Genomic DNA, 16214 nt, shown 5'->3' on the forward strand with positions numbered 1-16214 from the left:
CAACTCATCAGGAAATAGCGTCGAACGACAGCGAGTTTTTGATCAAGGCCCAGTGCGCCGCCTCGGCATCCCCCAGCGTGTCCGCCTTCACATAACTCAACGCGAGCATCTTGCGCGTGCCCGGTATCACCAAGGCCAGCTGGTACTGGAACACCTTGTCATTGCCCTTGTTGAATTGGCTGCGCAGCTCGATGCCTTCCACCTCCTGCGCGGCGCCCAAACGCACGTCCACACCCGGTTGATAGCGCAAATCCTGCACCTGTTTTTCCAGGCGCTGGAGCTGGTCGTTGAAGTTGCTGTGCAGGGTTTCGCCGTCGGCCAACAGGCTGCGGCTGACGATCAGGGATGTGCCCAACTCCGGGAACTTGAGGATATTGATCGTCGCGTCCTGCAACTCACTGGCGGGCAATTGAAACTGGAATTCGTTGATTCGGTACGTCATGGCAAACGGGTCTCGTCAGGAGCTTTTAGGCGCGGGGAAGGCGGCTTTGATATTGGCGTCGATGGCGCCTTTCTGGCCCTGGCCGTCGGGCGTGGCGCCAGGGCCGCCGCCGTTGTTCAGGTGCAGCACGCCGCCGGTATTGAACTCGGCATCGCCGCTGGCGTAGAAGCTGATTTGCACGCCGGTCAGGTTGATCTGCCCACTGGCGTTGAGCTCCAGGATGCTTTCACCGCAGACCAGGCGCAGGTTTTCGCCCACTTCGATGACGTAGCTCTGGCTGATGCTGTCGGTCTTTCTCTGGCCCACCGAGAGGATGTCTTCCTGCTTGACGATGCGCAGGCGGTTGTTGCCGATGGTCACCGTCTCGTTATGGCCGATACTTTTATTGCGGTCGTGCCCGACGGAATGACTCTCGTCCACCTCGACAACAATGTCCTGGTTACGCTCTGCATGGATATACAACTGCTCCAACCCCTTCTTGTCCTCCATGCGGATTTCATTGAAATTGGCCGGCGTGCCGCCCTTGCTCGAGCGACTCTTCATGCCGCTCTGGGTCGCGTTCTCCGGCAGGTCGTAGGGCACGGTCTGCTCGGCGTTGTATACCCGCCCGGTGATGATCGGGCGGTCCGGATCACCTTCGAGAAAGCTGACAATCACTTCCTGGCCGATCCGTGGAATCTGCATCGAGCCCCAGTTCTTGCCGGCCCAGGACTGCGACACGCGGATCCAGCACGAGCTGTTTTCGTTGGATTGGTCGTGGCGGTCCCAGTAGAAGTGCACCTTCACGCGGCCGTACTGGTCGGTCCAGATTTCCTCGCCTTTGGGGCCAACCACCAATGCCGTCTGCGGGCCTTTGACGATGGGGCGGTGGGTGGTGGCCAGCGGGCGGAAGCTTTGCTGGGCGTCGATGCAGGTCAGGCTGCTTTCGAACTGCGCCGAACCCGAACCGCCGCCGCTTTCCAGGCTTTCCTGGACGATGTAGTAGCGGCAGCCGACGATCAGGTATTCGCGGTTCTGGTCCTGGCGGCTGAAGCCGGTGAGGCTGAACAGGTGGCCGGAACCCAGGCCACGGGCATTGCCGGCGAACTCGACCTGTTCATGCAGGGTTTGCAGGGCTTCGATGCGGGTGCGCGCGTAGTGTTCGCCGTCGGCGCTTTGCACGTAGGTGCCGGGGTAGTCGTACAGCGGGTAGTCGCCGGCGGTATGCGGGCGCGGCATGGCCGAGCGCACGTCGATGCTGGCGCTGGGGCGCTGGAAGTCGTAGTCGTTGAGCTCCAGCGAGCCGGGCTGAACCTCCTGCGCCAGGTGCCAGTTGTGCATGTGGTCGCGTTCGCGCTGCTGCTCGTCCTTGGGGTAATACGGGATCGACGCATAGCCCGGCACCGTGGTGTGGGCGCCATAGGCGTCGGCCAGCACCAGCACATGGCGGTCCTGTTCATGGCGGAAGAAGTAGTAGATGCCTTCCTGTTCCATCAGGCGGCTGACGAAATCGAAGCTGGTCTCGCGGTACTGCACGCAGTATTCCCACTCGCGGTACGGCCGGCTCAGGGCGTCTTCGAAGTCGGAAAACCCCAGGTCGCGGAACACCTGCTTGATGATCTGCGGGATGCTCAGGTTCTGGAAAATCCGGCAGTCCGAGGTGCGAGTCAGCAGCCAGAACCACGGGCGCAGCGTCACCTGGTAACTGGCGAACTGGCCCTGGTCGATGTTCTGGCTGCACCGCGCGACGATGCCGTGGAAGTGCCGCTCGCCGCCGTCCGCCAGTTGCACGCCCACGCTCATGGGCTTGCCGAGCAACTGGTTGAGGTCGATGTTGGCGTCCAGGGACGTCAGTTGCAGTTCATAGTTGAACAGGCGGCCCAGCTCTTCGCCGCCGCCCATTTCATTGAGCAGCAGCACATCCGGCCCGAGGGGGCTGGTGATCTTGGCCAGGCGTGAGGCTTGGTTGAATAGCATCGGTTAACCTGTAAATGACTAAATAACTGACGGAACCGGTTCGAAATATGGGAGGGGGCAAGCCCCCTCCCATATTTGCATTGCATTCCAACAGTCGTTATTCGGCGTCGCTGAAGTCGTAATGCAGCTCGTTATCCCGGCTGCTGATGCGCACACCCGCCAATGCCTTGCCTTCGAGCATGCGCGTGAGGAATTCACGGCTCATGTCCGGCAGCAGGCTGTTGGTGAGGATGGTGTCGATCATGCGCCCGCCGCTTTCGGTCTCGGTGCAGCGCGAGACGATCAGGTCGACCACCGCATCGTCGTAGTCGAAGGCGACCTTGTGGGTCGTCTCCACGCGCTTCTTGATGCGGTTGAGTTGCAGGCGGGTGATCGCCTTGAGCATCTCGTCGCTCAGCGGGTAGTACGGGATCGTCACCAGGCGGCCGAGCAAGGCGGGCGGGAAGATCTCCAGCAATGGCTGGCGCAGGGCCTTGGCGATTTCTTCCGGCTCGGGGATGTTCGCCGGGTCCTTGCAGACCTGGGAAATCAGCTCGGTACCGGCGTTGGTGGTCAGCAGGATCAGGGTGTTCTTGAAGTCGATCACCCGGCCTTCGCCGTCTTCCATCACGCCCTTGTCGAACACCTGGAAGAAGATCTCATGCACGTCCGGGTGGGCTTTTTCCACCTCGTCCAGCAGCACCACGCTGTAGGGCTTGCGCCGCACCGCTTCGGTCAGCACGCCGCCTTCGCCGTAGCCGATATAGCCCGGTGGTGCGCCCTTGAGGGTGGACACCGTGTGGGCTTCCTGGAACTCGCTCATGTTGATGGTGATCACGTTCTGCTCGCCGCCGTACATGGCTTCGGCCAGGGCCAGGGCGGTTTCGGTCTTGCCCACGCCGGAGGTGCCGGCCAGCATGAACACGCCAATCGGCTTGCTCGGGTTGTCGAGGCCGGCGCGGGAGGTCTGGATGCGCTTGGCGATCATCTGCAGGGCGTGGTCCTGGCCGATGATGCGTTTTTTCAGGTGCTGGTCGAGGTTGAGCACGGTTTCCAGTTCGTTGCGGGCCATGCGGCCCACCGGGATACCGGTCCAGTCGGCGACCACCGAGGCCACGGCCTGGTAATCCACGGTCGGCAGGATCAACGGGGTTTCGCCTTGCAGCGCGGTGAGGCGCTGTTGCAGGTCGACCAGTTGCGCACGCAATTCATCGTTGCCGCTGTCCACGACGCCGGCCTTTTCGCGCAGGGTTGCACGGGTGGCGAGCAGCTCATCCACCAGGGTTTTTTCTTCGGCCCAGCGGCTTTCCAGGGTCGCCAGGCGCTCACGCTCGGCGCTTAACAGGGCTTCGCTGTTGCTCTGGCGCGCACCAATGGCAATGCCGATGGCATGCTCGCGGGCGATGATTTGCAGCTCGGTTTCCAGGGCTTCGATGCGGCGGCGGCTGTCGTCCACTTCGGCCGGCACCGCGTGCAGGCTGATGGCGACGCGGGCACAGGCGGTGTCCAGCAGGCTCACGGATTTATCCGGCAACTGGCGCGCCGGGATATAGCGATGGGACAGCTTCACCGAGGCTTCCAGGGCTTCGTCGAGGATCTGCACCTGGTGGTGTTTCTCCATGGTCGAGGCCACGCCGCGCATCATCAGCAGCGCCTTGTCTTCCGACGGCTCGGCCACTTGTACCACCTGGAAGCGGCGGGTCAGGGCCGGGTCTTTCTCGATGTGTTTTTTGTACTCGGCCCAGGTCGTCGCGGCCACGGTGCGCAGGGTGCCACGGGCCAGGGCGGGTTTGAGCAGGTTGGCCGCATCACCGGTCCCGGCGGCGCCACCGGCACCTACCAGGGTGTGGGCTTCGTCGATAAACAGAATGATCGGCTTGGGCGAGGCCTGGACGTCTTCGATGACCTGGCGCAGACGCTGTTCGAACTCGCCTTTCATGCTCGCGCCGGCTTGCAGCAGGCCGACGTCGAGGCTGCGCAGTTCCACGTCTTTCAAGGCGGGCGGCACGTCACCGGCGACGATGCGCAGGGCAAAACCTTCGACCACAGCGGTCTTGCCCACACCGGCCTCACCGGTGAGGATCGGGTTGTTCTGGCGGCGGCGCATGAGGATGTCCACCAGTTGGCGGATCTCTTCGTCACGGCCCACGATCGGATCGAGCTTGCCGCTGCGCGCTTGTTCGGTGAGGTCAACGGTGAAGCGCTTGAGCGCCTCCTGCTTGCCCATCGCACTCGGTGCCATGGCGCCGCTGGCCTCGCCCGGCACGGCGCCGGCATTGAAACCGTCGCTGGCAGTCAGGGCGTTTTCCGGCGAATCACCGACGTATTCGTCAAAACGCTCGCTCAGGGCTTCGGCCTTGATCTTGTCGAACTCCGAGGACAAGCCCAGCAGCGCATGGCGCAGGCTTGGCGTCTTGAGGATGCCCAGCACCAGGTAGCCGGTGCGCACCTGGCTTTCGCCGAACATCAGGCTGCCGTACACCCAGCCGCGTTCCACCGCCTCTTCCACGTGGGAGGACAAGTCGGTGATCGACGTCGAGCCACGCGGCAGGCGGTCCAGGGCTTCGGTGAGGTCTCGGGCCAGGCGCGCCGGCTCGACGTTGAACTGGCGGATGATGCGGTGCAGGTCCGAGTCCTGCAGTTGCAGCAACTGGTGGAACCAGTGGGCCAGTTCCACGTACGGGTTGCCCCGCAGCTTGCAGAACACGGTGGCGGCTTCGATGGCCTTGTAGGCCACGCTGTTGAGTTTGCCGAACAGTGCGGCGCGACTGATTTCACCCATGCTCTGGATTCCTTGAGGTGGTGGCTTGATCGGCGTAATGCCGGGCCAGGATTAGGTCGTTGGCATCAACCGCAGGGCAGCCGAGCCAGGTGTTGAAGCCCAGGCGGAACTGGCCATTGAGTTGCAGCGCCGGTACTTCGGGTTGTTGCAGAATCAGGTTCAAGTCCCAGTCCAATTCATGGCCCAGGTACTCGGCCACCCACGCCACCAGCTCGTTGAACGGCTGGCTGCCGGGCAGCATGCCCATGTAGTCGTCCAACTTGAGCGGGCCCAGGCGGATGCGGAATTTATGCTGGCGGTCCCACACGTGGCTGCCCAGGCAGAAGTCCACCCCCAGCTGGTTGGCGCTCACGCCTACGCGGCTGCGCTCGGGCAGTTCCAGCCATTGGCCGACGTATTCTTCGATCTCCACCGGCAGGCCGAAATACTCGCCGAGGATCGCCTTCAAACCGTCCGGGTAGCGGGTTTGTGCCGACAGGTGGCCGCTGTAGTGCAGCTTCGCCGTGTCGGGGATCAACCCCTGGTTAAGCAGGCTCGGCATGCCCCGGCCACTCAAGGCAGCGAGGCGTGCGGACCAGTAGTCATCGTCCGGGCGGTCGTGGCTGACCGTCGGCCGCGCCTCGGCCCAGGCTCGGTAAAACAGGCTCAGCAGGCGGTGGTGGAAGACGTCCAGGAACTGCTTGCTGGTGCTGTCGGCGTTGTTGCGCTGGCGCTCGCGTACGTACTCGGTGATATGCAGCGGCAACGGGCCGTTGGGGCCACCCAGGCCGAAGAAGAACTGTTCCAGCCGTGCCGGTTTGCCGTCGCCGCCGGGATCGACCGAGGCCAGGGTGGCCGGGGCGAAGGTGCAATCGGCCTGTTGCCCCAGGCGCAACGGGTCATCCGCCAGGCGCAGGGAATGGCCCAGGCGCGGCAGCTCGGGCGATTCGCACTCGATACGCCGCAACGCCTGGAAGAAATCGTATTCCCAGGGCTCCTGATGCATCGCATCCAACGTACTCACAGGGTCGGACGACGCCCGGGCTTGGCTTTCCATCGCATGATCTCGCCGCGTTCGGTGGTACGGATCACCGTCTCGGTAAAACTGTTGATCGACACGTAGCGTGCCAGGAAGCGTTCCAGCACCGCACCGAGCAGGAACACGCCGGTGCCGCGAAACGCGTTTTCATCGAACTCCAAGGTAATTTCCAGGCCGCGACCAAACACAATCGGGCCGGGCATCGGCAGGCGCCGGGTGACGGCCTTGCTGCTGACGTCGCGCAAGCCTTCGATCTGCAATTGCAGCGCCGCGTCGTTGCTGTCGCCATACAGGCGCAGCAGTTCGCGCAACGCCGCCGCGCCCTGGCCTTGCTCGCTCAGGGACAAATAGTTGAGCGACAACTGGCTGATCAGGCGCCAGGCCTTGGCGTCATGGGCATGGCTGGCGCGTGGACGGCTTGGCCCGGCGACGCAACGCACGGATAACACCGGCGCGCTGTCGGCCAGGGTGAAGTCGGTCTTGCCGTTGCCCACGCTCATGAACAACGGCAGGTCGCGGTTGGTGCACAGCGCGGTCACGCCGAGTTGGCGCAGGTCGTGGCGATACGGCGCCTGGCGGCTGTCGACCAGGCTGACAAAGGTTTCGCTGCCCACATAGGTGGAGCGCGGGCCGTTGCGGCGCTGGTCGCTGGACAACACCCGTGGCTCGCGGCGCACGGTGTAGTACGCCTGGTCGCGGCCATAACGGGATGGATCGCGGACCGCATAGAACGGTAAAAAGGGCTGCTCTGGCCCGGTGCCGTGGCCGGTGATGCCGCTCAACGAATGAATCTCGAAATCCATCGGCCGTGTGCGGTCGGCGATCACGTGGTGCTCGTTGACTCGGTCGGACAAGTGGATGCGGTCCACGCGTTTCGGGAACAGGTTGATCGCCGGGGTGCAGAACGGCAGGAACTGCGCCGCGCCGACGCTGCCTTCCAGGCTTGGCTCGTGACGGTCGAACAGCACGATCAGTTCCAGCTCCTGGCCGTCGCAACGCTTGACCGCGCGGCTCAGCTCGGCGAATTCGACGAACAGGAAGCGGTGGGGCAGGGCGAAGTATTCCTGCAACAGGCGATAGCCCTGGAATGCGCGCGCGACGACCGGCATGGCCGCATCGGCGTCGTCGAAACCCCGCGAGCGCAGCGCGTCCTGGGGCAGGCGCTCGACCCAATCGCCACCGGGCTTGCGTGCAAACACTGCGCAGGCATTGCCCAGCAGTTGTTCATAAAGGCGGAACGGTTGCTCGTCGGCACCGCTGAGGTACAGCGGCAGGTTGTCCAGGTCGAGGCTGTTGAACGGCAATTCGGCGCCGGTGCGCAGGGTCAGGCGCAAGCCGGCCTTGGCTTTCGGCTCGCTGGCGGCCAGGCGTCCGAGCACGGCGGCGGGGTTGCCGAAGTACTCGGCGTTGCTGACCTGTAACGGCCACAACGTCACCGGGTGCGCGGTGCGGTACTCGCAGCAGGTCTGGGTTTCGCGGCCCAATGCGGCGCGCAACACGGTGTCGCGCGGCAGCGGGAAGCCGCTGGCCAGGGAGCCTTCATCGGGGTCGGTGTGCAATTGCACCACGGTCATCGACGGTGTCGGCGCCAGGTAGTGCGGGTAGGCGATTTCCAGCAGGTTGTGGGTGAAGGTCGGGTACTCGGCGTCGAGTTTGAGCTGTACGCGGGCAGTGAGGTAGGCAAAGCCCTCAAGCAGGCGTTCGACATACGGGTCGGCGCAGTCCATACCGGACAAGGTCAGCCGACTGGCGATCTTCGGGTATTCCTTGGCGAACTCCGCCGCGCTTTCACGCACGTGGTGCAGTTCCTGGTTGTACAGCTCCAGCAGGCGCGGGTTCATGGGCGTCTCCGCTGGTCGGCATTCACTACGCGCACATGGCCGGATTCCAGGTCGAGGTCGGTTTGCAGCAACAGGCGCAAGGGCACCGGCTGCGCCCACAGGTCGCCTTCGATCTCGAAACTCAGGGCGTTGTGATTCATCTCGCCATGGCCGACGCGGGCCTTCACCCGCAGTGTATGGCGCAGGATGCGCGGTTCAAAGGTGGCAATCGCCTGGTAGATCAGGGCTTCCAGGGCCTTGATGTCGACGCTGGAAACGCTGTTGCCCGCCAGCGCCGGCAGGCCGTAATTGACCACCGAGGTGCCTGCCTGTGTGTGCAGCGTGGCATCGGCATCGAGCAACGACGTGGTATTGAGCAGCCACGCCAGGTCGCGCAGCACCGAGGCTTTCAGTTGGGTCAGGGACAGCACGCGTTTATCGGCGCTTTCCTTGGGATTGGTTGGGTCGTCGTCGGTCAACCGGTCCAGCAGGGACGGTTGCAGACGGTCGCGGGAAGCGATTTCAGTTACCACCAAAGCAGCTCCACGGACAATATCGAAAATGAAAGACCCGCCGTAGCAGCTGCCGAGCGAAGCGAGGCTGCGTCCGACTGCGAAGCAGTCGTAGAGCAGGCACTGAGTTTCATCAGGTAAACCTCAGTGCCTGGTGTGCGAGGACTTCGTCCTCGAACGCAGCCTCGCTTCGCTCGGCAGCTGCTACGGCGGAGCGAGGTAGGCGTATCAGCGCTTGGTGTTGGAACGGATGTTCCAGCCAAACTTGATCGCGCCGCCGTCTTTGGTGCCGTCGGCTTTCTGCGGCTGGTAGTCGACCATCACTTGGGCGAAGTTCAAGGTGACGTTTTCAGTCAGGCGGTCATCGCCGCCCGAGCCGCCGGTGCTCAGGGACGTTACCAGCACTTCTTCCAGGTTGATCACCATGTACTCGACCTGGCTTTCGCCACCGGCCTTGCGCACGGTCAGCTTGACCTTGTCGATGTGCTTGCCGCTGGCGCAGTGCATCATCAGGTTCGGCGAGGCCTTGTCGACGTACTTGGTCAGCGACAGGTCCTGGATGTTCACCTTGCCCGCACCGCCGCCACCGCCAACGTGCATGTTGCCGGACTGGGCCATGCCCCAGCTCCAGTTCAGCACGTCGATTTCGTCCTTGTGGGCCTTGTCCATGGACTCGCCCTTGATGTCGCCGATCTTGATGAAAATATCAACAGCCATGTTTTCTCCCTGTGTGGCCTCAGCCACTGTATTTGTTAACGCCGCCGACCCCTGTAGGAGCGAGCTTGCTCGCGAAGGTCGTCAACGGTGACGCGGGCATCCTGGATGAACGCAGCGCCTTCAAGTTTTTCGCGAGCAAGCTCGCTCCTACAGGGAGCGAGCCAGTCCCGATTTTTTACGCGCTTTTCGCCGAAGGCAGCTTCGATACCAGGCGCAACGACACGGTCAGCCCTTCGAGCTGGTAGTGCGGGCGCAGGTAGAACTTGGAGTTGTAGTACCCCGGGTTGCCCTCGACGTCTTCCACGATCACCTCGGCGGCGGCCAACGGGTGCTGGGCCTTGGTGGTCTCGGTGGAGTGCGCCGGGTCACCGTCGACGTAGTTGAGGATCCAGTCCTGCAACCAGCGCTGCATCTCGTCCTTCTCTTTGAAGGAACCGATCTTGTCGCGCACGATGCACTTCAAGTAGTGCGCGAAACGGCAAGTGGCGAACAGGTACGGCAGGCGCGCGGCCAGGTTGGCGTTGGCGGTGGCGTCCGGGTCGTCGTATTCGGCCGGCTTCTGCAACGACTGGGCGCCGATGAACGCGGCGAAGTCAGTGTTTTTCTTGTGCAGCAGCGGCATGAAACCGTTCTTCGCCAGTTCCGCTTCACGGCGGTCGCTGATGGCGATTTCGGTCGGGCACTTCATGTCCACGCCACCGTCATCGGTAGGGAACGTGTGGGCCGGCAGGTTTTCCACTTCACCGCCGGACTCCACGCCACGGATGCGCGAGCACCAGCCGTAGTGCTTGAACGAACGGTTGATGTTCACCGCCATCGCGTAGGCGGCGTTGGCCCAGGTGTACTTGGAGCTGTCGGCGCCGTCGGTGTTTTCTTCGAAGGCGAAGGCTTCCACCGGGTCGGTCTTGGCGCCATACGGCAGGCGCGCCAGGAAGCGCGGCATGGTCAGGCCGATGTAGCGCGAGTCTTCCGATTCACGCAGCGAGCGCCAGCCGGCGTATTCCGGGGTGGTGAAGATCTTGGTCAGGTCGCGCGGGTTCGACAGTTCCTGCCACGAGCCCATGCCCATCACGGTCGGCGATGCCGCAGCAATGAACGGGGCGTGCATGGCGGCGCAGACTTTCGACAGCTCGCCCAGCAGTTCCACGTCCGGTGGCGACTGGTCGAAGTAGTAGTCGCCTACCAGGCAGCCGTACGGTTCGCCGCCGAACTGGCCGTACTCTTCTTCGTACATCTTCTTGAAGAGCGGGCTCTGGTCCCACGCGGTGCCCTTGAATTTCTTCAGGGTCTTGTGCAGGTCCGGCTTGGAGATGTTGAGCACGCGAATCTTCAGCTGCTCATCGCTCTCGGTGTTATTGACCAGGTAGTGCAGGCCACGCCAGGCGCTTTCCAGCTGCTGGAAATCCTGGTGGTGGATGATCTGGTTGACCTGGGCGGTGAGCTTGGCGTCGATGGCGGCGATGATCGATTCGATCGATTTGATCGCGTCGTTGGACACCAGGTCGGTTTGCGCCAGGGCCTGTTCGGCCAGGGTGCGCACGGCGGTTTCCACGGCTTCGCGGGCACGCTCGGTCTTGGGCTTGAATTCCTGCATCAGCAAGGATGCGAACTCGCTGGTTTCCTCGGTTGCACCCAGGCTCTGGGCGCCTTCGCGGGCGGTATTGTCAGTCATGATTACTGGTCCCCTGCAGGCTTAGGCGCACTGGCAAGTGCCTGGAGCAGTGCCGGGTCCTTGATCGCCTTCATGATGATTTCTTCAGCGCCAGTCTTGCCGTCCATGTAGGTCAGCAGGTTGGCCAGCTGGGTGCGGGCTTCGAGCAGTTGCTTGAGCGAGTCGACCTTGCGGGCCACGGCGGCCGGGCTGAAGTCGTCCATGCTTTCGAAGGTGATGTCCAGGCTCAGGTTGCCTTCGCCGGTCAGCTCGTTGGGTACGTGGAACGCCACGCGCGGCTGCATGGCCTTGAGGCGCGAGTCGAAGTTGTCGACGTCCACTTCAAGGAACTTGCGGTCGGCCACAGGCAGAAGAGGCTCGGCAGGCTTGCCGGCGAGGTCGGCCATCACACCCATCACGAAGGGCAGCTGGACCTTTTTCTCGGCGCCGTAGAGCTCGACGTCGTACTCGATCTGCACTCGAGGCGCGCGGTTGCGCGCGATGAATTTCTGAGAACTTTGCTTCGCCACGTTGCTGCTCCTGGTCGCTTGAGCGACGGTGTTGTTACTGCGCAGTCGAGCGGCTTACTCGCCGTCCGGGCCGCGCAGGTTTTCAAATTGGGACATCCCATCGGGAATCAGATTGCGCACGATGGCCGCGAAGTCGGCGTGCACAAGGTGCTTGGCCCGGTTCAGCAACACAGGCAACGGGCTCGAAGGCTCGTGCCGGGTGTAATACGCAAGGATCTTGTCGAGGCTGCGCAGCACGTCATCACGGTTGCTGATGTCGCCGCTGGGGCGAGGTGCGGCGGGGGCAGCGGCGAAGTCCACCGAGGGGGCATTGTCGTCACTGACGGCCTCGGGCTCGCTGCTGGCAGCGCCGTTCGGAACAAACTGGTTAAGCACCTGCAGCGCCTGCTTGAGCGGTTGCTTCAACAGGCTGAGGTCCACGCCTTGGGCGGAACCCACCTGGTCGCTGACCTGCTGCTCGATGGCTTCGCAGGCGGCGCGTGCGGTGCTCAAGGCGTCGCGGGTGGCTTGCAGGTGTTCGGGGTCGCTGTCGAGAAACGCGGCGTTGAGCTGCTGGGCGCCGAGCTGTTCGTCGGGGAAACTCATCAGGCCGCTGGCATTCAACGCGGCGCGCAGGCTCACCGGACCGAAGGTGCGCGAGCGCGTGAGAATGCTCTCGCGCAGCAGACGAATGGTTGCGTCGCTGGTCAGGCCGGAGAGGGCGTTGATGCGTACGGTGGGGTCGTTATCGTCGTCGGCATCCAGGCGCGGGTGCAGGTCGGCCCAGTATTCGCGCAGCAGCGCATTGATCAACGTAAGGACTTCAGCCAGCCCGGCCGCACCCTGGAGGGCGAGGGAGCTTTGCAACAGGAAATGGGTGATGCGCAGGTCTTTGCTGCGCTGCAGCAAGTCGAGGCTCTGCTGCTGGATGCTGCGCCATTCCGGCGGCTCGGCGGGCAGGATCGAATCGCCCATGCTGCGCTCGGGTTGGCCCTTGGCATCACGCTCCAGCTGGAGAAAATCCGCGTCATATTCCATGTCTTCGCCACAGGGCGAAGTCGCGGAAACGGCGGTGAGCAGCAACGGCACATCCACTGAAATTGATCTCCCTATCAGCCCGTTACATGGCGGGCAATGCATGCATTAGTTGCGCAAGGAACTTTGCATGTTTTCTTGGTCATATAAGAAGATGCCACTAATGTGCCATCACTGGTATTCAAGAAGTTGTGCATTTTTGGTGTAGTACTTATGCCTTGTCAAGGTAAGCTATTCGCCCTCTGTGACAGATGTGCGGTGCTTAACAACCTGCGCGACTGGTGGGTCGAACGACGCACCGGCATAGGATTTTTGTCATGGAGCCCAGTTAAGATCAGCGATCATGCTGGCATCAGCAGGTTTTGAACGGTCGATTGCACGACCTGATGGGGATCTCCCGGGCGTCGCTGTCCCTGGGGTCGACTGCGCGCGAAGTATCAGCAAGGAGGCAAGATGTCGCTGTGTTTGACTATCACTAGTTATCACAAGATTACCCCCGGGCAATGCTCGGAAAAGTCCATGAACCAGGGCTCGATGGCTATCGGCCGCAGCTCGGATAATGACTGGGTATTGCCTGATCCCGAGCGCCTGGTGTCTTCGCAGCACTGCGTTATTCAATACAAAGATGGCCGTTATTATTTAACCGATAACAGTACAAACGGTGTGGAGTTGGTTAACGCCGGCATCCGTTTGCGCAGGGGTAACAGCGAGCTGTTGCAGGATGGCGAGTTGATCCGCATCGGCGATTACGAGATCCAGGCGCGGATCGACTTCAACGTGCAGGCCATCGACAGCCAGCCATTCGCCGGTGATTCGCCGAACAGCTTTGAGGCCCTGATGGGCGCCGTGGCGAACAAGCCCGCGCCGACGCCGGTGATTGCCCCGCAATTCCAGGGCGCTTCGTCGATGGACACGCTGCCGGACCTGTTCGACTTCCTCAGCCCCACCGCCGTGCCGCCGCCCACCGTGGCCGATCATGTCCCCAGCGAACAACACGACTTCCGCCCGCCGACCCCGGTGGCGGTACCCGTGGTCGAGACGCCTGTGGTCTCGGGCTCGGTGATTCCCGAAGACTGGGACCTGTTTGGCGACACGCCGGCGCCGTCGGCCAGTGCGCCGCCACCTCCGCCACCGCCACCCGCACCGATCATCCAGCCGCCACCCGTGGTCGAGCCAGTGCTCCCCGTGGCCGCCACCCAGCCGCCCGATCTCTTGCAAGCCTTCCTGCGCGGTGCCGGCCTGGACCAGTTGCGCCTGGACAAGGCCCAGGCGGAGGCGCAGATGGAAAACATCGGCCGCAGCTACCGCCTGATGGTCGAAGGCCTGATCGACGTATTGCGTGCCCGCGCCAGCCTCAAGGGCGAGTTCCGCATGCAGCAGACCATGATCCAGCCTGCCGAAAACAATCCGTTGAAATTCGCACCGAATGCCGACGAAGCTTTACTGCTTTTGCTTCGCCACGGCAACCAGGCGTTTATGGCGCCGGACATTGCCGTGCGCGACAGTTTTGATGACCTGCGCGCCCACCAACTGGCGGTGATGGCCGGGGTGGAAGCAGCGATCAAGCACTTGCTCACGCGCTTTGAACCGTCGCAACTGGAAGAGCGCATGGGCAAGCCCGGCGGGCTGTCGAACCTGTTCGCCGGCTCGCGCCAGGCCCAGTACTGGCAGCAGTTCACCGAGCTCTACAGCAATATTTCCCGCGAGGCCCAGGAAGATTTCCAGGACCTGTTCGGCCGTGAATTCAGCCGGGCCTACGAAGAACACAGCGCGCGACAGCGTCGGTAAAACCGCGCCGCAACCTACGGATTAACGGATAGCTAAGTACGTCATTGAGGACGCAGGATGATTCCCAGGTTTTTACTCGCAGTCGCCACCGCGCTGCTGCTGACCGCGTGTAGCAAGGATGCGGTCAAACCCGAAACGGCTGCTGAGGCTGAAGTGAACACCGCCGCCGTCGAGCTGCACTTCCACGCGATTGCCGGGCTTAACCCCGGCGCCAACGGCCAGGCCGCGCCGGTGCGGGTGCGCATTTTCGAACTGAAGAACGCCGCCACCTTCGCCCGCTCCGATTACTTCGCCCTGGCCGACCGTGCGCAATCGACCCTCGGCCTGGACCTGCTGGACCAGGACGAAGTCATGGTGCAACCCGGCCAGCAACTGAGCATCCAGCGCGACCTCGACCCCTCCACGCGCCAGATCGGCTTGCTGGTGGGTTATCGCGAGTTGGACCGCGCGCAATGGCGCACGGTGATCAACGTGCCGGCGCGCCAATACACCGAATACCAGATCAGCCTCGATGTGCGTGCCGTGCGCGCCGACGTCGTGGTCACCCCATCCAGCCCTGCCCAATAAGAAGCAATCGGAGCTCCCCATGTCCTGGAACAATCGCGTGGTCTGGTCGGAAGGCATGTTCATCGGAACGCAGCACTTCCAGCAGCATGACCGTTACCTGGAAAACCTGATCGACGCCCGCAGCCGCCCGTTGTCCGCCGGCGCCTGGGGGTTTTCCGAATTGCTGATCGACCAGGGCCTGCTGGCCCAGGGCAAGCTGGCCATCGTCTCGGCGCGCGGCCTGTTGCCCGACGGCACGCCGTTCAACATTCCCCAGGATGACCTGGCGCCCAGCCCGCTGAATATCGACGACAACCTGCGCGATGGCCTGGTCTACCTGGCCTTGCCACTCAAGCGTGCGGGGGCCCGCGACACCGTGGATGAGGGCGAAGCCCTGGAAGCCGCGCGCTACGTGAGCCAGGTGCGCGAAGTGCGCGATGACAATGCACCGTTCGAAAACCGCGCGCCGGTGGCCGTGGGCTCCCGGGCCCTGCGCTTGCTGACCGCCCAGGACGGCATCAGTGACTACGCCGCCGTGGGCCTGGTGCGCATCAAGGAAAAACGCGCCGACCGTGCGCTGGTCCTCGACGACAGCTACATCCCGCCCGTGCTGGACGTGGCCGCGAGCAAGCCATTGAGCGCGTTTCGCAGCGAACTGCTGGGCCTGTTGCACCAGCGCGGCGAAGCCCTGGCGGGCCGCGTGGTTGCCTCGGGGGCAGGCGGTGCGTCGGAGATCGCCGACTTCATGCTGCTGCAACTGGTCAACCGCGCCCAGCCTCTGATCCAGCATTTCAGCCAGTTGAGCCCGCTGCACCCGGAGCGCTTTTTCAGCGCACTGGTCAGCCTGGCCGGTGAGTTCTCGACCTTTTCCACTTCAGGCCGTCGTCCCCAGGAATACCCGCAATACCAGCACGACGACCTGGCCCTGAGCTTCGCCCCAGTCATGGCGGCCCTGCGCGAAGCCCTGTCGATGCTGATCGACAGCAAGGCCACGCCGATCCCGATTGTCGAGAAAGCCTACGGCGTCCACGTGGCCATGCTGGCCGACAAAACCTTGCTCGACAGCGCCAGCTTCATCCTCGTGGTCCGTGCCGATGTGCCCGGCGAAACCCTGCGTGCGCGCTTCGGCCAGCAGAGCAAGGTCGGCTCGGTGGAGCACATCCGCGACCTGGTCAACCTGCAACTGCCGGGCATCACCTTGCTGCCGTTGCCGGTGGCGCCGCGCCAACTGCCGTACCACGCAGGCTCGACCTACTACGAGCTGGACCGTGGCAGCGAGCATTGGCAGCAACTGGGCAATTCCGGTGGTTTTGCCTTCCATATCGCCGGGCAGTTCCCGGGCTTGAACCTGGCCTTCTGGGCGATCCGAGGATAATCCGCGATGCATCCCAATGATGACGACCGCACCCAGTTCATGCCGCGCCCGGGTGGCCGCGCGCCGGAACCCGCGCGTGCCGAG

General features: G+C 63.2%; 13 protein-coding genes. 3 read left to right on the forward strand and 10 right to left on the reverse strand.

The annotated features are described in order from the left end of the window. Window positions 1–7: 7 nt before the first annotated feature. From BFP99_RS01210 to tssA, 10 genes are all read right to left on the reverse strand, one after another. On the reverse strand, window positions 8–442 hold the full coding sequence (locus BFP99_RS01210) for a DcrB-related protein (protein WP_065946491.1): 435 nt from the start codon (window positions 440–442) through the stop codon (window positions 8–10). 15 nt (window positions 443–457) lie between these two features. Next, window positions 458–2398 (reverse strand): type VI secretion system Vgr family protein, encoded by a 1941-nt coding sequence (locus BFP99_RS01215; RefSeq protein WP_065946492.1) that lies wholly within the window; start codon window positions 2396–2398, stop codon window positions 458–460. A 97-nt stretch (window positions 2399–2495) separates the two neighbouring features. Beyond that, a complete protein-coding gene (gene tssH / locus BFP99_RS01220; RefSeq protein WP_065946493.1) occupies window positions 2496–5159 on the reverse strand; it encodes a type VI secretion system ATPase TssH in 2664 nt (887 codons plus the stop codon). Continuing rightward, complete coding sequence (gene tssG / locus BFP99_RS01225; protein ID WP_065926735.1) at window positions 5152–6195, reverse strand: type VI secretion system baseplate subunit TssG; 1044 nt, start codon at window positions 6193–6195, stop codon at window positions 5152–5154. Before tssG ends, tssH begins: the two co-directional genes overlap by 8 nt. Beyond that, the gene (gene tssF / locus BFP99_RS01230) at window positions 6159–8018 is read right to left on the reverse strand and encodes a type VI secretion system baseplate subunit TssF (RefSeq protein WP_065937972.1); all 1860 of its coding nucleotides are present in this window, start codon (window positions 8016–8018) and stop codon (window positions 6159–6161) included. The genes tssG and tssF overlap by 37 nt, the downstream gene beginning before the upstream one ends. Further along, complete coding sequence (tssE, locus tag BFP99_RS01235; RefSeq protein ID WP_027608263.1) at window positions 8015–8530, reverse strand: type VI secretion system baseplate subunit TssE; 516 nt, start codon at window positions 8528–8530, stop codon at window positions 8015–8017. Before tssE ends, tssF begins: the two co-directional genes overlap by 4 nt. A gap of 207 nt (window positions 8531–8737) precedes the next feature. Then, on the reverse strand, window positions 8738–9226 hold the full coding sequence (locus tag BFP99_RS01240) for an Hcp family type VI secretion system effector (RefSeq protein WP_015886558.1): 489 nt from the start codon (window positions 9224–9226) through the stop codon (window positions 8738–8740). A gap of 175 nt (window positions 9227–9401) precedes the next feature. Next, entirely contained in the window at window positions 9402–10898 is a 1497-nt protein-coding gene (gene tssC, locus BFP99_RS01245; RefSeq protein WP_065926733.1) for a type VI secretion system contractile sheath large subunit, read from the reverse strand. 2 nt (window positions 10899–10900) lie between these two features. Then, window positions 10901–11407 (reverse strand): type VI secretion system contractile sheath small subunit, encoded by a 507-nt coding sequence (gene tssB / locus BFP99_RS01250; protein WP_065926732.1) that lies wholly within the window; start codon window positions 11405–11407, stop codon window positions 10901–10903. Between the two features lie 54 nt (window positions 11408–11461). After that, window positions 11462–12481, reverse strand: a complete 1020-nt coding sequence (gene tssA / locus BFP99_RS01255; protein WP_065926731.1) for a type VI secretion system protein TssA — start codon at window positions 12479–12481, stop codon at window positions 11462–11464. Between the two features lie 393 nt (window positions 12482–12874). On the opposite strand from tssA, the gene tagH reads away from it, so the two are divergent. The 3 genes from tagH to tssK are packed head-to-tail and all read left to right on the forward strand — an operon-like array spanning window position 12875 to window position 16130. Then, window positions 12875–14209 (forward strand): type VI secretion system-associated FHA domain protein TagH, encoded by a 1335-nt coding sequence (tagH, locus tag BFP99_RS01260; protein ID WP_065946494.1) that lies wholly within the window; start codon window positions 12875–12877, stop codon window positions 14207–14209. 57 nt (window positions 14210–14266) lie between these two features. After that, a complete protein-coding gene (gene tssJ, locus BFP99_RS01265; protein WP_065926729.1) occupies window positions 14267–14776 on the forward strand; it encodes a type VI secretion system lipoprotein TssJ in 510 nt (169 codons plus the stop codon). 19 nt (window positions 14777–14795) lie between these two features. Beyond that, complete coding sequence (gene tssK, locus BFP99_RS01270; RefSeq protein WP_065926728.1) at window positions 14796–16130, forward strand: type VI secretion system baseplate subunit TssK; 1335 nt, start codon at window positions 14796–14798, stop codon at window positions 16128–16130. Window positions 16131–16214 lie beyond the last annotated feature (84 nt).

It is taken from the genome of Pseudomonas sp. 1 R 17 (assembly GCF_900067035.1).
GTDB lineage: Bacteria > Pseudomonadota > Gammaproteobacteria > Pseudomonadales > Pseudomonadaceae > Aquipseudomonas > Aquipseudomonas marginalis.